Source organism: Burkholderia latens (genome assembly GCF_902499045.1).
Lineage (GTDB): Bacteria > Pseudomonadota > Gammaproteobacteria > Burkholderiales > Burkholderiaceae > Burkholderia > Burkholderia latens.
Genome location: NZ_CABVPL010000042.1, coordinates 1 through 19847, shown reverse-complemented (window position 1 = coordinate 19847; position 19847 = coordinate 1). Strand labels below are relative to the sequence as shown.

Below are 19847 nucleotides of genomic sequence, written 5' to 3'. Positions count from 1 at the left end.
GCATGACGGCGCTCGACCACGCGCCGGTGAGCGCGACGATGATCCGCGCGGCGGATCTCGTCGCGTCGCCGTGGAAGAACGGCGGCGGCGTGACGCGCGAAATCGGCGCGTTTCCGGTTGGCGCCGCGCTCGACGCATTCGCGTGGCGCGTGAGCGTCGCGGACGTCGCCGCGCCCGGCCCGTTCTCGCGTTTCGACGGCATCGACCGCACGCTCGTGCTGCTGTCCGGCGCGGGCATGACGCTCGCGGAAGCGGGCGGCGCGCGCCACGTGCTCGATACGCCGCTTGCGCGTGCGGACTTCGCGGGCGAAACCGCGATCGACGCGACGTTGCATGACGGCGCGACGCGCGACTTCAACCTGATGACGCGCCGCTCGGCCGCGCGCGGCACGCTCGACGTGTGGCCCGAGGGCACGCATCGCGTCGAACGCGCAGATACCGTGCTGCTGTTCTGCGCAACGGGCGCGGTCGGTGTCGACATCGACGGCACGCACTATGCACTGCAGGCAATGGACACGCTGCGGCTCGACGGGCCGCAGCGTGCGTTTGACGTCGTCGTGAGCGGAGGCGGCGCGCTGCTCGCCGTGTCGCTCGTCGTCGGCGCACGAGATTGAACGCATGAAACCGACTGTCTGGCATCACTTGAGGCTGTGTCCGCACGGCCATCCCGACGAAACGATCGACGACGCGGCGATCGCCGTCGACGAAACCGGCACGATCGCGTGGCTCGGCCCGTTTTCCGCGCTGCCGCACGGTTATGCGCACTGGCAGCGCGAAGACCTGCACGGCGCATGGGTGACGCCGGGTCTCGTCGACTGCCATACGCACCTCGTGTACGGCGGCACGCGCGCCGACGAGTTCGCGCAGCGCCTCGCCGGCGTCAGCTACGAGGAGATCGCGCGGCAGGGCGGCGGGATCGTGTCGACGGTGCGCGCGACGCGCGCGGCCGACGAGACGACGCTGTTCGTGCAGGCCGCCGCCCGCCTGCAGCCGCTGCTCGCCGAAGGCGTGACCGCGATCGAGATCAAGTCGGGCTACGGGCTCGACCTCGCGAGCGAGCGCAAGATGCTGCGTGTCGCGCGCCAGCTCGGCGAGCGTTTTCCCGTCACCGTCTACACGACCTTCCTCGGCGCGCATGCGCTGCCGCCCGAATATGCGGGGCGCGCGGATGCGTACATCGACGAAGTGTGCGACCGCATGCTGCCGGCGCTGGCCGACGAAGGGCTCGTCGACGCGGTCGACGTGTTCTGCGAACGCATCGGCTTTTCGCTTGCGCAGACCGAGCGCGTGTTCGAGGCCGCGACGCGGCGCGGGCTGCCGGTGAAACTGCATGCGGAGCAACTGTCGAATGCGGGCGGGACGGCGCTCGCCGCGCGTTACCGCGCGCTGTCGGCCGACCACCTGGAATTTCTCGACGAAGCCGGCATCGCAGCGATGAAGGCGGCCGGCACGGTCGCCGTGCTCCTGCCCGGCGCGTACTACTTCATCCGCGAAACGCAACTGCCGCCGCTCGAACTGCTGCGCAAGCACGGCGTGCCGATCGCGCTCGCGACCGATCACAACCCCGGCACGTCGCCGCTCGAATCGCTGCTGCTGACGATGAATCTCGGCTGCACGCTGTTCCGGATGACGGTGCCCGAGGTGCTGCAAGGCGTGACGCGTCATGCGGCCGCGGCGCTCGGCCGCGCGGATCGTCACGGCGCGCTCGCAGTCGGCCGTCAGGCCGACTTCGCCGCGTGGTCGGTCGGCTCGCTGTCCGAGCTCGCGTACTGGATCGGCCGGCCGCTGTGCGAGCAGGTCGTGCGCGGCGGTTCGACCGTGTTTCGCCGAATGAACGGCTAGCCTTGCAAGAGACGACACTCACCATGACCGACATGACGCTGTTCGCGGACCATGCCTATCTGCCCGGCGGCTGGCGCCGCAACGTGCTGCTGCGCTGGGACGCGGCGGGCACGCTGACCGACGTGACGCCCGACACCGATGCGCCGGCCGGCGTCGCGCGCGCGGCCGGACCCGTGCTGCCCGGCATGCCGAACCTGCATTCGCACGCGTTCCAGCGCGCGATGGCGGGGCTCACCGAATACCGCGCGAATCCCGCCGACAGCTTCTGGAGCTGGCGCGACCTGATGTACCGCTTCGCGCTGAAGATCACGCCCGATGCGCTCGCCGCGATCGCACGCTGGCTGTACGTCGAGATGCTCAAGTGCGGCTACACGTCGGTGTGCGAATTCCACTACGTGCATCACGCGCAGGACGGCTCGCGCTATCCGCAGATCGCGGAGCTCGGCACGCGCGTGATCGACGCCGCGCGCTCGGTCGGCATCGGCATCACGATGCTGCCCGTGTCGTACCAGTTCGCCGGTTTCGGCAACAAGCCGCCGCGCGACGACCAGCGCCGCTTCATCAACACGCCCGACGGCCTGCTCGAACTGCTCGACGCGATGCGCCGCGTCGCGCCGGAGCATGGCGGCCTGCGTTACGGCGTCGCGCCGCACTCGCTGCGCGCGGTGTCCGAAAACGGGCTGCGCGCGCTGCTCGAAGGATTGCCGGACGACGCACCGGTGCACATCCACATTGCCGAACAGACGGCTGAAGTCGACGATTGCGTGCGTGCGTACGGCGCGCGCCCGGTGCAATGGCTGCTCGATCGCTTCGACGTCGATGCGCGCTGGTGCCTCGTGCACGCGACGCACGTCGATGCGGCCGAAACGGCGGCGCTCGCGAAGCGCGGCGCGGTGGCAGGCCTTTGCCTGACGACCGAAGCGAACCTCGGCGACGGCGTATTCCCGGCCGTCGACTATCTCGCGCAGGGCGGCGTGATCGGCATTGGCTCGGACAGCCACGCATCGGTCGACTGGCGCTCGGAGCTGCGTCTGCTCGAATACGGGCAGCGGCTCGTGCATCGTGCGCGCAACGTGCTCGCGAGCGACACGCAGCCGCATGTCGCCGATCGCCTGTTCGACGCATCGCTCGCCGGCGGCGCGCAGGCCAGCGGGCGGCGTATCGGCGCGCTGCGCGAAGGTTGCCGCGCCGACTGGCTCGTGCTCGATCCCGATCATCCGGCGATCGCCGAACACGGCAGCGAAGCGTGGCTGTCGGGCGCTGTGTTCGCCGAGCACGGCGACACGCCGGTGCTCGACGTGTACACCGGCGGCGAGCGCGTCGTGAGCGGCCGCCGCCATCGCGACGAAACCGCTGCGTATGCGGACTACCGCGCCGCGCTGGCGCAACTGCTGCGCTGACGCGCGGCCGCCGGCGCATGCGCTTCGTGCGCGCCGGCAGACTTTTACGGTGATCCGACATGACTGAACAACCGCCTGTATTCACGCTGAAGCAGGGCACGCTGCCGCTGCTGATCTCGATTCCGCACGCAGGCACGCACATCCCCGACGACATCGCCGCGACGATGACGCCCGACGCACGCTTCGTCGACGATTGCGACTGGCACCTCGAGCGGCTGTACGGATTCGCCGCGCCGCTCGGCGCGTCGATCCTCGTGCCGTCGCATGCGCGCTACGTGGTCGACCTGAACCGTCCGCCCGACAACGAGAACCTGTATCCGGGGCAGGACACGACCGGGCTCGTGCCGGTCGACACGTTCGACAAGGTGCCGCTGTATCCGGCGAACGCGCTGCCCGGCAACGACGAGATCATGCGCCGTCGCGACCGCTACTGGCGTCCGTATCACGACGCGCTGCAGGAAGAAATCGCGCGGCTCAAGCGCGAGCATGGCCGCGTGCTCGTGTGGGAAGCGCATTCGATCCGCTCGCACGTGCCGCGCTTCTTCGACGGCCGCCTGCCTGACTTCAACTTCGGCACGTCGAGCGGCGCGAGCGCGCGGCCCGGCCTCGCCGACGTGCTGGCCGCGCGCGTGACCGCGCACGGCGGCTATACGGCCGTCGCGAACGGGCGTTTCAAGGGCGGCTACATCACGCGACACTACGGCGTGCCCGACACAGGCGTCGAGGCCGTGCAACTCGAGCTGTCGCAGATTACTTACATGGAAGAGACGCGTCCGTATGCGTACGACGAAGCGCGCGCGTCGCGCATCGTGCCGCTGTTGCAGACGCTGGTTGAAACCGCGCTCGCGCATCGTTGATCGGCCGGGCCGCGGCATGCGGCGGCGCGGCTGGACATCCCGCGGCGGCGCGCCGGCGCACGCCGAGCATGCCGACGCAGCGCACAAAACGGCACCGACGCGGCGCGTCGATGCCGTTTTTTTTCGTCCGACCGATACCGCGATCGATACCTGAAAATTTGACGCAATTTTTAGTTGATATAAGCTGAATGTCAGGAAGTCGTCACGCGCGCACCGGCCGCGACGGCGCCGATCAGCGCCGCACCGCGCCGGAATCCGTGGCGAGACACCTTGCCGACGTGTCGCCGCGCGGCATTGCCGCCTCCGCTTCATCGCGACACGTGTCCTGCCTTCATCAGTCAGTCGAGTACGATCGTGAAAGCCGCCAGCCCATCGATACGCCGGACCCGAAGTCCGTCGGCGGGCGCGCCGCCTCATGCCGGGCCGATCCGGCATGCTGATCGCGGCACGCGCGCCGCCCTCATACGCGAGCCCCGTTTCTTCGCTGTGTCCCATCGCGGCCTGCGCCGCTTCAACCTCGTGACCGCGCACGTGTTCAGCGCGGTGCAGTGCGACGGCAGCGCTTCGTTGTTGCCCTAGCGTCCTTTTCCGCCTTCGCATCGGGTCGCCCGGCCGGCTGCCGCATCGTCCGCGCAGCGCGGCCGCGCACGCGCGCGTGCCGTGCCCACACCAGTTTTCGCCGTATCGCGCGCGTGACCGAGCGCGCGGCGCGCACTCACCGCGGAGGCGATCATGCGACCGCGCCCGATCGTAGCCGTCACCGCCGACCGCATCATGCGCGGCGCCCATCCGAACCACACGGCCGGAGAGAAGTATCTGGTCGCGCTGGTCGACGGCGCCGGCGCGCTCGCGTTCGTGCTGCCCGCGCTCGGCGCACGCCAGCCGGCCGATGCGATCGTCGCATCGATCGACGGGCTGCTGCTGACCGGCAGCTATTCGAACGTCGAGCCGCATCGCTACGGCGGCCCTGCGAGTACGCCGGACACGCTGCACGACCCCGCGCGCGACGCGACCGCACTGCCGCTGATCCGCGCCGCGATCGACGCGGGCGTGCCCGTGCTCGCGATCTGCCGCGGGATGCAGGAACTGAACGTCGCGTATGGCGGCACGCTGCATCAGCGGCTCCACGCGAGCCCGGGCTTTGACGACCATCGCGAACGCGACGGCGATCCGCTTGAGCGGCAGTACGGCCCCGCGCACCGCGTGCAGTTCGCGCCCGGCGGCCTGTTGCAGCGGGTCGCGCGCGGTGCGCAGGACGCGCTGGTCAATTCGCTGCACGACCAGGGCATCGCGCGGCTCGGCGCGGGGCTCGCCGTCGAGGCGAGCGCGCCCGACGGGCTGATCGAAGCCGTCAGCGTGCGCGGCGCGCGTGCGTTCGCGCTCGGCGTGCAGTGGCATCCCGAATGGCGACACGCGGAGCAACCGCTGTCGCGCGACATCTTCGGGGCATTCGGCGCGGCGTGCCGCGCGCGGATGGCGCACCGCGTTCATGCGGCCGGCGGCGCGATGCCGCCGTCGGCCGCATCCGACATCGACATCGACTAACGAGGCCGACATGCAACCCGAACTGAGCGAATTCCTGCGTCAGCACCGCATCACCGAAGTCGAGGCGATCATTCCCGACATGGCCGGCATTGCGCGCGGCAAGATCATTCCGCGCAACAAGTTCGAGTCCGGGGAATCGATGCGCCTGCCGCAGGCCGTGATGGTGCAGACCGTCACCGGCGATTATCCGGAGGACGGCACGCTGACCGGCGTGACCGATCCCGACATGGTGTGCGTGCCCGATTCTTCGACGATCTGCCTGATTCCGTGGGCCGTCGATCCGACCGCGCAGGTGATTCACGACTGCGTGCATTTCGACGGCTCGCCGGTCGAGATTTCGCCGCGCTACGTGCTGCGCCGCGTGCTCGACCTGTACAAGGAGAAGGGCTGGAAGCCCGTGGTCGCGCCGGAGCTCGAGTTCTATCTGGTCGACATGAACGCCGACCCCGACCTGCCGTTGCGTCCGCCGGTCGGGCGCACGGGCCGTGCGGAAACCGGCCGCCAGTCGTACTCGATCGAGGCCGTCAACGAGTTCGATCCGCTGTTCGAGGACATCTACGAATATTGCGAGATGCAGGGCCTCGATATCGAGACGCTGATCCACGAGGTCGGCGCCGCGCAGATGGAGATCAATTTCATGCACGGCGACGCGCTGTCGCTTGCCGACCAGGTGTTCCTGTTCAAGCGCACGGTGCGCGAGGCCGCGCTGCGCCACAACATGTACGCGACGTTCATGGCCAAGCCGATGGAAGGCGAGCCCGGCTCCGCGATGCACATCCACCAGAGCCTCGCCGATGTGCGCACGGGCCGCAACCTGTTCGCCGACGAGGGCGGCGTCGTGTCGCCGATGTTCCATAGCTATCTCGCCGGGCTGCAGAAGTACACGCCCGCGCTGATGCCGATCTTCGCGCCGTACATCAACTCGTATCGCCGGCTGTCGCGCTTCATGGCCGCGCCGATCAACGTGCAGTGGGGCTACGACAATCGCACGGTCGGCTTCCGGATTCCGCAGTCGGCGCCCGTCGCGCGGCGCATCGAGAACCGGATTCCGGGCGTCGACTGCAACCCGTACCTCGCGTTCGCGGCGACGCTCGCGGCCGGCTATCTCGGTCTCACGCAGCAGCTCGAGCCGACCGAGCCGATCGCATCCGACGGCTACGACCTTCCGTACCAGCTGCCGCGCAACCTGGAGGAGGGAATCTCGCTGATGGCCGCGTGCACGCCGCTCGCCGGCATTCTCGGCGACAAGTTCGTGAAGGCGTACCTGGCGCTGAAGGAAACCGAATACGAAGCGTTCTTCCGCGTGATCAGTTCGTGGGAGCGTCGCCATCTTCTGCTGCACGTGTGAGCGTGCGGCACCGACCAGCGGAGGCAACATGACCGAACGAAACGAAACCGTCGCCGCGCGGCCGACCGCCGAATACCGCGCGCTCGACGCCGCGCACCATATCCACCCGTTCTCGGACATGGGGGCGCTCAATCGCGCGGGCAGCCGCGTGATCGTGAAGGCCGACGGCGTGTATCTGTGGGACTCGGACGGCAACAAGATCATCGACGGGATGGCCGGGCTCTGGTGCGTGAACGTCGGCTACGGCCGCAAGGAACTGGCCGATGCCGCATATCGCCAGATCCAGGAACTGCCGTTCTACAACACGTTCTTCAAGACGACGCACCCGCCGATCATCGAACTGTCGGCGATGCTCGCCGAAGTGACGCCCGCCGGCTTCAACCACTTCTTCTATTGCAACAGCGGCTCGGAAGGCAACGACACCGTACTGCGACTCGTGCATCAGTACTGGCGCGTGCAGGGCAAGCCGCATAAGAAATACGTGATCTCGCGCAGGAACGGCTATCACGGCTCGACGATCGCCGGCGGCACGCTCGGCGGGATGGGCTACATGCACGAGCAGATGCCGTCGAAGGTCGAGCACATCGTGCACATCGATCAGCCGTATTTCTTCGGCGACGCGCAGGCCGGCGAGACGCCGGAAGCCTTCGGCCTCGCGCGTGCGCAGCAGCTCGAAGCGAAGATTCTCGAGCTCGGCGCGGAGAACGTCGCCGCGTTCATCGGCGAGCCGTTCCAGGGCGCGGGCGGCGTGATCTTCCCGCCGTCGACGTACTGGCCGGAAATCCAGCGAATCTGCCGCAAGTACGACATCCTGCTGGTGGCCGACGAAGTGATCGGCGGGTTCGGGCGCACCGGCGAATGGTTCGCGCATCAGCACTTCGGCTTCGAGCCGGACCTGATCACGATGGCGAAGGGGCTGACGTCGGGCTACGTGCCGATGGGCGCGGTCGGCATTCACGAACGCGTTGCGCGGCCGATCATCGACAACGGCGAATTCAACCACGGCCTCACGTACTCGGGCCATCCGGTCGCGGCCGCGGTGGCGGTCGCGAACCTGAAGCTGCTGCGCGACGAAGGGATCGTCGAGCGTGTGAAGCGCGATATCGGGCCGTATTTCCAGCGCCGTCTGCGTGACGCGTTGGGCGATCATCCGATCGTCGGCGAGATTGCGGGGGCGGGGCTCGTCGCGGGCGTTCAGCTTGCGCGCAATCGTGCGGGGCGCGAGCGATTCGATGCGAGCGTCGATATCGGCACGATCTGCCGCGATTTCTGCTTCAACGGCAACCTGATCATGCGCGCGACCGGCGACCGGATGCTGCTGTCGCCGCCGCTGGTCATTCGCGAAGCGGAGGTCGACGAGATCGTCGACAAGGCGAGGCGCGCGTTCGATGCGACGGCGCAACGGGTCGGGCGGGGAGGGTAGCCAGTCGTCGCGACGCTTCGATTGCATGTGGCCGAAGCGTCGTTGCGCGTCGAACGGGTTCGCGCGCGAAAGGAAGCGGCAGGGGCGGCGAGCCGCGAAAACGCGACGCGCAAAACGAAAAGGGCCTGCGTCGTGAGACGCAGGCCCTTGAATTCTTTGGTGGGCGGTACTGGGATCGAACCAGTGACCCCTGCCGTGTGAAGGCAGTGCTCTACCGCTGAGCTAACCGCCCAAAGAAGCTGAAATTATGTCAGAGCTTTTTGGGCTCGTAAAGTACTTTCTTCAAATATTTTTCAGGCCGGCGCAAAAAGTCCGTCAGCCGGCCGTCGACGGCTCGACGAGATCGAGGATCGAGCCGTCGCGCTTGAGCGTCGCGAGCACGATGCTCGAATTGATCGACATCACGCCCGCCGCGCGATGCAGCCGGTTGATCACGAAGTCGGAATAGTGGTCGAGGTCGCGCGCCCGGACCGTCAGCACGTAATTCGAGCCGCCCGTCACGACTTGCGCGGCGATGACTTCCGGCCACTGCTGGATCGCCTCCACGAAGCGGTCGTGCCATTCGGGCACGTCCGGCCGCATCGCCACGTGCACGAGCGCTTCGAATGCGACGCCAACCTTCTTCGGCTCGATCGTGCAGCGATAGCCCGAAATGGCGCCGCGTTCCTCGAGCAGCTTCACGCGCCGCAGGCACGCCGACGGCGACAGCGCGATCGCGTTCGCGAGGTCCTGATTGCTGATGCGTCCGTCCCGCTCGAGGTGTCGGAGGATCCGCATGTCGGTTCGATCCAGATCCATTTCGCAGAATCCCGTTGTTATTGAGATGAAAGACGCAGACTCTACTGCAATCTGGGTGATTCGTCATCGAAAAGTGAAGCTCATTCTATTTCGTCCTCGATAACATGCGCCGCATGCGTCGACCGCACGGCCACCGCGCCAAGCCAGCACCAGCACCAGCACACATCGATAACTCGGACAAGGATGGAGACGAAGGTGACAAGCATCAATCGATTCGCATTGCAGACAATGGCGGGCCTGCTCGCCGCGAGCGGCGCGATGGCGCAGAGCAGCGTGACGCTGTACGGCATCGTCGACCAGAGTATCCGCTACACGACGCATGCGAACGCGTCGAACGACGCGAGCGTGCAGATGACCAACGGCGCGATCACGAACAGCCGCTGGGGGCTGAAGGGCAGCGAAGCGCTCGGTGACGGGCTGAGCGCGATCTTCCGGCTCGAGAGCGGCTTCGAGCCGCAGAACGGGCAGCTCGACGGCGCGCTGTTCGGCCGCTACGCGTATGTCGGCCTGGCGAGCGACTGGGGCACGGTGAAGCTCGGACGGCAGGCGACCGAAGCGTTCAACCTGTTCGGCGATCTCGATCCGCTGACGGTCGGCAACTACCCGGCCAACATGTGGCCGTACTTCCTCACGCAGGGCCGCGCGAGCAACGTGGTCAGCTACGACGGCACGTTCGGCGGACTGAACGTCGGCGCGAGCTATGGTTTCGGCGGCGTCGCCGGCAGCCTCGGCGCGAATGCGTACTGGGGCACGCGCGGGTCGTACACGGTCGGTGGGCTGATGATCGGCGCGACCTACCAGCAGGTGCGCGACCTGACGAGCCGTGCACAGCAGGCGTGGGGCGCCGGTGCACGCTACGCGTACGGCGCGGCGACGCTGTACGCGGGCTATCTCGGCGGCATCGACCGCACGGGGATGCTCGACCAGCAGCTGCTGAACGCGCCGGGCCGCGACGTGACCTACGGTTCGTTCGCCGACAACCCGCGCCGCGACGCGATCTTCTATACCGGCGCGAGCGTGAAGGTCACGCCGGCGGTATCGGTGACGGCCGTCGCGTACTACGACGACATCCGCAACGTCAACGGCATCGCCGGTAACGACGGCAAGCGCTATACGGGCGTGCTGGAGGCCGAGTACGCGCTGTCGAAGGCGACGCAGGTCTACGCGACGATCGACTACAACCGGGTGACCGGCGGCGCGTTCACCGAAATGCCCGGACGCGGCAACCAGACGGGCATCGCGGCCGGCTTGCGCCACCTGTTCTGAGTACGCGGCGCGCGGTGGCCGGTGCAGTCCGGCACCGGTCCGCGCGCCGTCGACGTTTCGGCCGGACACACGTTTTGAAACGAGGTCATTCGATGCAACCAGAAGGGCAATTCCAGCACATCGCGGCGCGCGAGCACGGTCTGCGCCGCACGCTTTCCGCACGGCAGATGGCGATGATCGCGATCGGCGGTGCGATCGGCACCGGTCTCTTTCTCGGCAGCGGGTTCGCGATCGGCTTCGCGGGCCCGAGCGTGCTCGTCAGCTACGCGATCGGTGCGTTCATCTCGCTGTTGCTGATGGGCTGTCTCGCGGAGATGACGGTCGCGCACCCGACCTCCGGGTCGTTCGGCGCATACGCCGAACATTACGTGAGCCCGTGGGCCGGGTTCCTCGTGCGCTATGCGTACTGGGCGTGCATCGTGCTCGCGGTGGGCACCGAAGTCACCGCGATCGCGCTGTACATGAAGTACTGGTTCCCGGGCGTGCCGGGCTGGCTGTGGATCGTCGGCTTCTCGGCGTTGCTCGTGTTCGTCAACGCGCGCAGCGTCGACGTGTTCGGCGCGGTCGAATACGGTTTCTCGGTCGTGAAGATCGCGGCGATCGTCGGCTTCATCGTGCTCGGCGCGTACGTCGTGTTTGCCGATCCGGCGCTGGTCGGCGACGGTGCAGCCCGCGCAGGCTTCCACCATTACACCGGGCACGGCGGCTTCTTTCCGAAGGGCATGTGGGGGATGTGGGTCGCGGTGATCGTGTCGATCTTCAGCTATCTGAGCATCGAGATGATCGCGGTCGCGGCGGGCGAGGCGGAGGATCCCGAGCGTGCGGTGACGCGCGCATTCCGCTCGACGATCGTGCGGCTCGTGCTGTTCTACCTCGTCACGCTCGCGCTGATGCTCGCGATCGTGCCGTGGACGGCGGCGGGGCGCGACGAGAGCCCGTTCGTGAAGGTGATGGAGGCGATTCGCCTGCCCGGCGCGGCCGGGCTGATCAACTTCGTCGTGCTGATCGCCGCGCTGTCCGCGATGAACAGCCAGCTCTACATCACGACGCGGATGATGTTCAGCCTGTCGCGAGCGGGTTATGCGCCGAAGGCGCTCGGAGACGTGAATGCGCGCGGCGTGCCGTTCGGCGCGCTGCTGCTCTCGACGCTCGGCATCGCGCTCGCGACGGTCCTGAGCGTGCTGTATCCGGACGCGTCGTTCACGATCATGATGGCGGTGTCGATGTTCGGCGCGCTGTTCACGTGGATGATGATCTTCGTCACGCATTACTGCTTCCGGCGGCGTCGCGCGGCGCTGGGCCTGCCGGCGCCCGCGTTCCGGATGCGCGGCTTTCCGCTGCTGACGCTGCTCGGCGCGGCGCTGATGCTCGCGGTGATGGTGACGACCTACTTCACGGCCGAATTCCACATGACGCCGATCTTCGGCATTCCGTTCCTGATCGCGCTGTCGGTCGTCTACGCGGTGTGGTACCGGCGCGCGCAGCCGGCGCTGCAGCCGGAGGCAAAGTAACGGATCAGTACCGGCGCGACGCAACGGCGCGCCGCCTCAGCCCGCGAGCGCCGGCAAAGCGTCGATCGACGCGCGCACGTAGTCGGCGAAGCGCAGCGCGACCGGTTCGGCAGTGCCGCTGCGCTTCAACTCCAGCGTGCGCGACTCGAGCGACGCATCCTTCAGCGGCCGGAACGCGAGCCGCTCGCTCTTCACCTGCTGCAGCACGCGCGGCACCAGCGCGATGCCCATCCCGAACTCGATCATCGACAGGATCGTCTGCCACAGCCGCGCCTCGTGGCGGATCAGCGGGCTGAAGCCCGCATTCACGCACTGCGCGATGATCAGGTCGTGATAGTGCGGCGCCGCATCGCGCGGAAACAGGATGAACGGCTCCGCGGCCAGCGCGGCGAGCGCGACCTGACGGCGCCGCGCGAGCGGATGCGCGGCCGGCAGGCAGCACACGAACGGCTCCGCATAGACCTGCGCCGATTCGACCTCGGGCGGGCAGTGGCCCCAGTGCGCGTAGCCGAGATCGATCTGGCCGCGCTGGATGGCCTGCACCTGCGCCTGCGTGTTCATCTCGCTCAGCACGATCTCGACGCCCGGATAGTCGGCCTCGAAGCGCCGCACCGCATCGGGCAGCCCGCGATACAGCATCGAATGGACGAAGCCGATCCGCAGCCGGCCCGCGAGCCCCGACGCCGAGCGCACGGTGAGCCGCTCGGCCTCGGCCGCCTGCAGCAGCAGCCGGCGCGCTTCGCCGAGCAGCACCGCGCCGGCGTTGGTCAGCGCGACCGTCTTGTTGCTGCGCGAAAAGAGCTGCACGCCGAGCGTGCCCTCGAACTTGCGGATGTCGAAGCTGAGCGCCGGCTGCGAGATGAACAGGCGCTTCGCCGCGCGTCCGAAATGCAGTTCCTCGGCGACCGCCACGAAGTAGCGCAACTGCCTGAGTTCCATGGTGTCTCCTCCGCATCGGCATTGATAAGCGCTGTCTATCGTACCGGACAAATCCTGTATTGGACGCTTATCGATCGTGCGCCTACGCTCTGCTGAACGCCTGGCACCCGGCGTTCGCGCGATCGCCGCGCGGGCGCCGGCCGGCAGCCGGGCCATCCTGGAGACGCATGCATGAACGACATCGCTCGCACGCCGGATCTCGGCGCAGCCAACAACATCCCCGACAGCCGCGGGATCAATTTCTTCACGGCCGATCCTGATCTCGGCGCGCTGCTGAAGCTGCATCTCGGCGCGGCCCGTTACGCGGCGCTCGAACCGCAGCTGCACGCGCTCGGCGCGCGCGTGTCGGGCGAACTCGACGAATGGGCGTCGCGCGCCGACAAGCATCCGCCGGTGCTCGAACATCGCAACCGGCGCGGCGAAGCCGTGCAGCGGATCGACAAGGATCCCGCGTATGTCGCGCTCGAACGCGTCGCGTATTCGGAGCTCGGGCTCGCGTCGCTGAGCCATCAGCCGGAAGCGGTGGCGCCGCTCGTCAAATACGCGTTGACGTTCCTGTTCGTGCAGGCCGAATTCGGACTGTGCTGCCCGGTCAGCATGACCGACTCGCTGACGCGCACGCTGCGCCGCTTCGGCGAGCCTGAACTCGTCGAGCGCTACCTGCCGCTGCTTGCGTCGCGCGATTTCGACACGCTGTTCCAGGGCGCGATGTTCATGACCGAACAGGCGGCCGGCTCCGACGTCGCACGCATCGCGACGCGCGCGACACGCGAGACGGACGCGCACGGCGACACGATATGGCGCCTTTACGGCGACAAGTGGTTCTGCTCGAACGCGGACGCCGATCTCGCGATGGTGCTCGCGCGGCCCGACGGCGCGCCGGACGGCATCAACGGGCTCGCGCTGTTCCTGCTGCCGAAGATGCTGCCGGACGGCACGCGCAACCGCTACCGGATCGTGCGGCTGAAGGACAAGCTCGGCAGCCGTTCGATGGCGAGCGGCGAGATCGCGCTCGAAGGCGCGCACGCGTATCTGATCGGCGAGATCGGCCGCGGTTTCCACCAGATGGCCGACATGATCAACATGTCGCGGCTGTCGAACGGCGTGCGCGCGGCCGGGCTGATGCGGCGCGCGCTGAACGAATCGCTGCACGTGGCCGCGCACCGCGCCGCGTTCGGCCGCAAGCTGATCGAGATGCCGCTGATGCAGCGCCAGCTGATGAAGATGCTGCTGCCCGCCGAAGCCGCGCGCGCGATGTTCATGCAGATCGCGTTGCTGCTGCCGCATGCGGATGCGGGCGACGCGCAGGCCGCGCGCTGCGTGCGCATCCTGACGCCGTTGATCAAGTTCCGCGCATGCCGCGATGCGCGCCGCGTGACGGGCGATGCGATGGAAGTGCGCGGCGGCATCGGCTACATCGAGGAATGGAGCGACGCACGGCTCGTGCGCGACGCGCATCTCGGCTCGATCTGGGAAGGCACGAGCAACATCGTCGCGCTCGACGTCGCGCGCGCCGCGCAGCGCGAGCAGGCGCTCGACGCGCTGCGCGCGTTCCTCGGCGACCGGCTCGGCGCCGCGCCGCTGCCCGATGCGAGCCGCGCGGCGCTGCGGCGGATTCTCGCGCGCGCATGCGACGCGCTCGCCAGGGTGGCCTCCGACGGCGACGACGCGTGTGTGCGGCAGGCCGCGTCGGCGCTGTACTACGCGAGCGCGGCCGTGCTGATGGCCTGCGAGGGTGCGCAGCTCGCGCCCGATTACCGGCGTCTCGCGCTCGCGCACCTGATCGTGCGCCACAAGCTGCTGCCGGTCGACCCGCTCGCACCCGCGTCGCGCGACGACGAAGCGGCGGCGTTCGACGCGCTGGTGCGTGGCCTGCCGGTGCCGCTCGACATGGCGCTCGACCTGCTGCCGGAGGTCGAGCGATGAATGCGACGACAGCGACGAAAGCGATGGCTGCGAATTCGCGTCGCGGCGCGCTGGACGGCCTGAAGGTCGTCGACCTGAGCCGCGTGCTCGGCGGCCCGTACTGCACGCAGGCGCTCGCCGACCACGGCGCGACGGTGATCAAGATCGAGCCGCCCGACGGCGACGAGACGCGCGGCTGGGGGCCGCCGTTCGTCGGCGACACCGCGTGCTACTTCATGGGCGTGAACCGCAACAAGGAAGCGCTCGCGCTCGACCTGTCCCGCGAAGAAGGGCGCGCGATCCTGTGGCGCCTGCTCGAAGACGCCGACGTGCTCGTCGAGAACTTCAAGCCCGGCACGCTCGCGCGCTGGGGAATGGACTACGCGCGCGACCTGCAGCCGCGTTTGCCGCGTCTGATCCACTGCGCGGTGACGGGCTTCGGCGCGGACGGCCCGCTCGGCGGCCTGCCCGGCTACGACGCGGTGATCCAGGCGATGGCCGGGCTGATGAGCGTGAACGGCGAGCGCGACGGTGCGGCGACGCGAATCGGCCTGCCGATCGTCGACATGGTCACCGGGCTCAACGCGCTGGCCGGCATCCTGCTCGCGCTCGCGGAGCGCGAGCAAAGCGGGCAGGGCCAGTCGATCGACATCGCGCTGTACGACTGCGGCGTGTCGCTGCTGCATCCGCATCTGCCGAACTTCTTCGGCTCGGCGCGCGTGCCCGAGCGCAGCGGCAACGCGCATCCGAACATCGCGCCGTACGACAGCTACCGAACGGCGACCGTGCCGATCTTCCTCGCGGTCGGCAACGACCGGCAGTTCGCGCGGCTCGTCGCGCATCTCGGCGCCCCGGCGCTCGCGAGCGATCCGCGCTTCGTCGGCAACCGCAGCCGCTGCGCGCATCGGCGCGAATTGAAGGTGGAGCTCGAAGCGCGGCTCGCCATACACCCGTGCGAGCCGCTCGCGCGCGACCTGATGGCAGCGGGCGTGCCGTGCGGGCCGGTACGCACGGTCGCCGACGTCGCGCGCGACCCGCACGCGTTGCATCGCGAGCTGTTCGTCGAGATCGGCGCATATCGCGGTACGGCATCGCCGGTGAAGCTGTCGCGCACGCCGGCGACCTACCGGTCGGCGCCGCCCGCGCTCGGCCGCGATACGCGCGCGGTGCTCGATCGGCTCGGCGTCGATCGCGCCCTCGAGCAGCAACTGCTCGACGCCGGCGTGCTGAAGATCGCGCCCGAGCCGATGTGAACGAGCGCTCGCGGCCGCTGCGTGCGCATCCGGGGCTAGCCCGACGTAACGCAGCGCGGCATCCACGCAGCACCGGCGCAGCACGAAGCAGCACCCCCGCCCGCCGGCGGCGCAAGGCAGGCGAACAGGCCACGCGCGCGGCAGTCGCGCCGCCGATCACATACATGGAGACATCGATGAGCCGTCCGCAATCCCCGAGCGCCGCGCAGCCGCGGCCAGGCCGCGCCGCCGTCGCGGCGTTCGTCGGCACCACGATCGAGTGGTACGACTTCTACATCTACGGCACCGCCGCCGCGCTCGTGTTCGGCAAGGTGTTTTTCTCGAGCACGATGAACCCCGGCGTCGCGACGCTGCTCGCGTTCGTCACGTTCTGGGCCGGCTTCGCCGCGCGGCCGCTCGGCGGGATCGCGTTCGGGCATCTCGGCGATCGCGTCGGCCGCAAGACCGCGCTCGTGATCACGCTGGTGATGATGGGGTTGGCGACGACAGGCATCGGCCTGTTGCCCGGTTACGCATCGATCGGCGTATGGGCGCCCGCGGGCCTCGTCGTGCTGCGCGTGCTGCAGGGGATCGCCGTCGGCGGCGAGTGGGGTGGCGCGGTGCTGATCGCGAGCGAGAACGCGCCGAAGCACCGCAGCATCCTGTATGCGGCGTTCGCGCAGCAGGGCTCGCCCACCGGCAACCTGCTCGCCACCGCCGCATTCTTCGCGCTGAGCGCGCTGCCGGCGCCGTCGTTCGTGACGTGGGGCTGGCGCATTCCGTTCCTGCTGTCGGCGGTGCTCGTGATCATCGGCATGGTGATCCGGTTGCGGCTCGAGGAATCGCTCGACATGCAGCGCGTGCTCGCGCGCAAGCGCACGGTGAAGCTGCCGCTGCGCGACGTCGTGCGCGATCACTGGCCCGTCGTGCTGCTCGCGGCCGGCACGCTGCCGGTGATCAACGTCACGTACTTTCGCAGCACGTTCGCGCTGTCGTGGGCGACGAAGGAGCTCGGCTACGCGCAGGGCACGTTCCTCGGCATCCTGTCGATCTCGCTGGTCGTGCAGTTCCTGATGCAGCCGGTCGGCGCATGGTTCGTGTCGAAGGTCGACATGCGGCGCGCGATGGGCTGGATCCTGATTCCCGAGATCGTGCTGATGCCGGTGATGTTCCATGCGCTCGCGACGCGTTCGTACTGGATCGCCGTCGCGGGGATGTGCATCTCGACGATCCCGTCGGCGATGTTCTACGGTGCGGTCGGCGGCGTGCTCGCGCGCGTGTTTCCGGCCAACATCCGCTATACGGGGCTGTCGCTCGCGTACCAGTTGAGCGCGCTCGTCGTCGGCGGCGGCACGCCGGTGCTCGCGCAGGCGATCCTGAACGCGACCGGCAGCATCGTCGGCGTCGCGATCGCGTCGGGCCTGTATGCGCTCGTGTCGCTCGCGTGCATGCTCGCGCTGCTCAATCGCACCGGCTACCGCGCGGACGAGCTGTCGACCGCCGAGCGCAGCGACGCGGCCGAATGGGGTACCGAAACCACGCGGGCGGCGAATCCGGACGGCGAAGTCGCGCCGCCCGGCGATCGCGGTACGTTGAAACCCGCGGGTTGAGCCGCGCCGGCTGGCGCGACGCGGCGACGTGGCGATTCCGCGGTATCGGGCGCCGGGCGGATCGTACGTCGCGTTGCGCCGGTTCGCGCCAAGCAAAGATCGAGCGGCCCAAAAGCGAACGGCACCGTGCGATAACACGGTGCCGTTCGGTGTGCTTCGCGGCGAGGCCGGGCCGGCCGGCCTCCGCGCGAGATGCGCGGCGCTTTAGCCTTCCGTCGGCGGCACGTAGCCGGACGCCTGGTCCGCGCCGTCGCCGAAGAAGTACTTCTCGGTCTGCTTCATCAGATACTGGCGCGCGCGCGGGTCCGCCATGTTCAGGCGGTTCTCGTTGATCAGCATCGTCTGCTGCTTGAGCCAGCCTTGCCACGCTTCCTTCGACACGCTTTCGTAAATGCGCTTGCCGAGCTCGCCCGGCAGCGGCGGGAAATCGAGACCTTCGGCTTCCTTGCCGAGCTTCGCGCATTGGATCATTCGAGCCATCGTGTACTTCTCCTGTAATCGGTGTCTGGGGGGAAGGGCAGTCGTGCCTGCGCTCAGAGCTGTTTCATCAGCACGAGCGACTTGCGCTGCCAGTTATAGAGTTTGCGGCGGTCTTCCGGCAGGTCGTCGACGCTGACCTTGACGAAGCCGCGCTTGAGGAACCAGTGCTCGGTGCGCGTCGTAAGCACGAAGATGTGCGTGAGGCCGCGCGCGCGGGCGCGTTGCTCGATGCGCTTGAGCAGGCGTTCGCCGTCGCCCGAGCCCTGCGCTTCCGGCGCGACCGTGAGGCACGCCATCTCGCCGATCTTTTCCTGCTGGTACGGGTACAGCGCCGCGCAGCCGAACAGCACGCCATCGTGCTCGATCACCGAGAAGTGGTCGATGTCGCGTTCGATCTGGTGGCGGCCGCGCCGCACCAGCGTGCCGTCCGACTCGAGCGGCTCGATCAGCGCGAGGATGCCGCCGACGTCGTCCGGCGTCGCCTCGCGCAGGCTTTCGAGGTTCTCGTACGAGATCATCGTGCCGACACCATCGTGCAGGAACAGCTCGAGCAGCATGCTGCCGTCGAGCGACTGCGGGATCAGGTGGGCACGCGTCACGCCGCCGCGGCACGCGCGGATCGAATGCTTCAGGAAGAACGCGTCGTCGCCCTGGATGTTGCCGGAATCGAGCAGCTCGGCCGCCGCGTCGAGCGACATTTCGCGAATCAGCACGCCTTCGTCGTCGACGATGCCGGGCGCTTCGGTCAGGAAGATGATCTTGTCGGCGCGCAGCGCGATCGCGGCGGCCGAGGCGACGTCTTCCATCGACAGGTTGAACGCCTCGCCGGTCGGCGAGAAGCCGAGCGGCGACAGCAGCACGAGCTTGCGGCTCGCGAGCGAATGGCGGATCGATTCGGCGTCGATCTTGCGCACGATGCCCGTATGCGCGAAATCGACCCCGTCGAGAATCCCCACCGGCCGTGCGGTCACGAAATTGCCGGACACGACGCTGATGTGCGCGTGCGCCATCGGCGAATTCGGCAGACCCTGGCTGATCGCGGCCTCGATGTCGAGACGCACTTCGCCGGCCGCTTCCTTCGCGGACTCGAGCGCGCGCGCATCGGTGATGCGCAACCCGTGCGAAAACTCGGATTCGACTCCGTGCAGGCTCAGTTGCTCCTCGACCTGCGGCCGCGAGCCGTGCACCAGCACGATCTGGATGCCCATCGCCTGCAAGAGCGCGATGTCGGACACGAGCGCGTTCAGCAGCCCCTGCTGCACCACCTCGCCGCCGAACCCCACGACGAACGTGCTGTTGCGGAACTTGTGGATATAGGGCGCGACGGAGCGCATCCAGTCGACGAACTGCGCGTGGCTGGCGGCCGAATCGTCGGCGGCCGGCGGCGTCGCGGCGCCGGTCTGGGCGGGTGGGAGGTCGGTTTGGGAATTCATGGGCGGGATTATAATGCGCCCCCATGTCGAATGTACCTAAAAGTCCCGCGCCGACGCGGGCCAACGCGCCGTCGGCGAAGCACCCGCAAGGTGCAGCCGATGCGCGCCGGCAGCAGGGCGAGCCGCGCCAGCAGCAACAACACCAACCGCAGGCGGGCAAGCCGCCGCGCGGGCCGCGCGGCGACGAACGGCGCCGCAACGACGGCCAGCAAGGTCAGCAGAGCCAGCCGGCCGCGAAGCGCGCGCCGGAGGACGCCG

Annotated in this window: 17 protein-coding genes and 1 tRNA gene; 13 read left to right on the top strand and 5 right to left on the bottom strand. The window is 68.4% G+C overall.

Annotated elements, in window-relative coordinates; all coding sequences use genetic code 11:
* Positions 1 to 2: 2 nt before the first annotated feature.
* From BSE24067_RS23800 to BSE24067_RS23770, 7 genes are all read left to right on the top strand, one after another.
* Positions 3 to 614: a HutD/Ves family protein gene (locus BSE24067_RS23800; RefSeq protein WP_151065176.1), complete on the top strand. Its 612-nt coding sequence runs from the start codon at positions 3 to 5 to the stop codon at positions 612 to 614.
* A 4-nt stretch (positions 615 to 618) separates the two neighbouring features.
* Entirely contained in the window at positions 619 to 1842 is a 1224-nt protein-coding gene (gene hutI, locus BSE24067_RS23795) for an imidazolonepropionase (RefSeq protein ID WP_151065177.1), read from the top strand.
* Positions 1843 to 1865: 23 nt separating this feature from the next.
* Positions 1866 to 3242 carry a formimidoylglutamate deiminase gene (locus BSE24067_RS23790; protein ID WP_151065178.1) on the top strand — a complete coding sequence of 459 codons (1377 nt, stop codon included), beginning with the start codon at positions 1866 to 1868 and terminating at the stop codon, positions 3240 to 3242.
* 59 nt (positions 3243 to 3301) lie between these two features.
* Positions 3302 to 4099, top strand: a complete 798-nt coding sequence (hutG, locus tag BSE24067_RS23785) for an N-formylglutamate deformylase (protein WP_151065179.1) — start codon at positions 3302 to 3304, stop codon at positions 4097 to 4099.
* Positions 4100 to 4831: 732 nt separating this feature from the next.
* Positions 4832 to 5644, top strand: a complete 813-nt coding sequence (locus BSE24067_RS23780; protein WP_151065182.1) for a gamma-glutamyl-gamma-aminobutyrate hydrolase family protein — start codon at positions 4832 to 4834, stop codon at positions 5642 to 5644.
* A gap of 10 nt (positions 5645 to 5654) precedes the next feature.
* Positions 5655 to 6992: a glutamine synthetase family protein gene (locus BSE24067_RS23775; RefSeq protein ID WP_151065183.1), complete on the top strand. Its 1338-nt coding sequence runs from the start codon at positions 5655 to 5657 to the stop codon at positions 6990 to 6992.
* 28 nt (positions 6993 to 7020) lie between these two features.
* On the top strand, positions 7021 to 8415 hold the full coding sequence (locus BSE24067_RS23770) for an aspartate aminotransferase family protein (RefSeq protein ID WP_174904875.1): 1395 nt from the start codon (positions 7021 to 7023) through the stop codon (positions 8413 to 8415).
* A 157-nt stretch (positions 8416 to 8572) separates the two neighbouring features.
* On the opposite strand, the gene BSE24067_RS23765 is transcribed toward BSE24067_RS23770, so the two are convergent.
* Positions 8573 to 8647, bottom strand: a tRNA-Val gene (locus BSE24067_RS23765).
* A gap of 83 nt (positions 8648 to 8730) precedes the next feature.
* A complete protein-coding gene (locus tag BSE24067_RS23760; protein WP_151068356.1) occupies positions 8731 to 9213 on the bottom strand; it encodes an Lrp/AsnC family transcriptional regulator in 483 nt (160 codons plus the stop codon).
* A 183-nt stretch (positions 9214 to 9396) separates the two neighbouring features.
* Here BSE24067_RS23760 and BSE24067_RS23755 point away from each other — a divergent pair, with 183 nt between their 5' ends.
* Together BSE24067_RS23755 and BSE24067_RS23750 are read left to right on the top strand one after the other, a co-directional pair.
* Positions 9397 to 10479 (top strand): porin, encoded by a 1083-nt coding sequence (locus tag BSE24067_RS23755; RefSeq protein WP_151068357.1) that lies wholly within the window; start codon positions 9397 to 9399, stop codon positions 10477 to 10479.
* 92 nt (positions 10480 to 10571) lie between these two features.
* Positions 10572 to 11990 (top strand): amino acid permease, encoded by a 1419-nt coding sequence (locus BSE24067_RS23750; protein ID WP_151068358.1) that lies wholly within the window; start codon positions 10572 to 10574, stop codon positions 11988 to 11990.
* A gap of 36 nt (positions 11991 to 12026) precedes the next feature.
* Here the strand turns inward: BSE24067_RS23750 and BSE24067_RS23745 are convergent, their stop codons facing one another.
* Positions 12027 to 12929: a LysR family transcriptional regulator gene (locus BSE24067_RS23745; RefSeq protein ID WP_151068359.1), complete on the bottom strand. Its 903-nt coding sequence runs from the start codon at positions 12927 to 12929 to the stop codon at positions 12027 to 12029.
* 171 nt (positions 12930 to 13100) lie between these two features.
* Here BSE24067_RS23745 and BSE24067_RS23740 point away from each other — a divergent pair, with 171 nt between their 5' ends.
* From BSE24067_RS23740 to BSE24067_RS23730, 3 genes are all read left to right on the top strand, one after another.
* Positions 13101 to 14855, top strand: a complete 1755-nt coding sequence (locus BSE24067_RS23740; RefSeq protein WP_151068360.1) for an acyl-CoA dehydrogenase family protein — start codon at positions 13101 to 13103, stop codon at positions 14853 to 14855.
* Positions 14852 to 16087 (top strand): CaiB/BaiF CoA transferase family protein, encoded by a 1236-nt coding sequence (locus tag BSE24067_RS23735; RefSeq protein WP_174904873.1) that lies wholly within the window; start codon positions 14852 to 14854, stop codon positions 16085 to 16087. Before BSE24067_RS23740 ends, BSE24067_RS23735 begins: the two co-directional genes overlap by 4 nt.
* 176 nt (positions 16088 to 16263) lie before the next feature.
* Entirely contained in the window at positions 16264 to 17676 is a 1413-nt protein-coding gene (locus tag BSE24067_RS23730) for an MFS transporter (protein ID WP_151068362.1), read from the top strand.
* Positions 17677 to 17880: 204 nt separating this feature from the next.
* On the opposite strand, the gene BSE24067_RS23725 is transcribed toward BSE24067_RS23730, so the two are convergent.
* Positions 17881 to 18156 (bottom strand): oxidative damage protection protein, encoded by a 276-nt coding sequence (locus tag BSE24067_RS23725; protein ID WP_006478357.1) that lies wholly within the window; start codon positions 18154 to 18156, stop codon positions 17881 to 17883.
* Positions 18157 to 18209: 53 nt separating this feature from the next.
* Positions 18210 to 19589: an amino-acid N-acetyltransferase gene (gene argA, locus BSE24067_RS23720; protein WP_040144597.1), complete on the bottom strand. Its 1380-nt coding sequence runs from the start codon at positions 19587 to 19589 to the stop codon at positions 18210 to 18212.
* 23 nt (positions 19590 to 19612) lie between these two features.
* Here argA and BSE24067_RS23715 point away from each other — a divergent pair.
* Positions 19613 to 19847 (top strand): hypothetical protein (locus tag BSE24067_RS23715; RefSeq protein ID WP_174904872.1); only part of this gene is annotated, 235 nt, incomplete at its 3' end.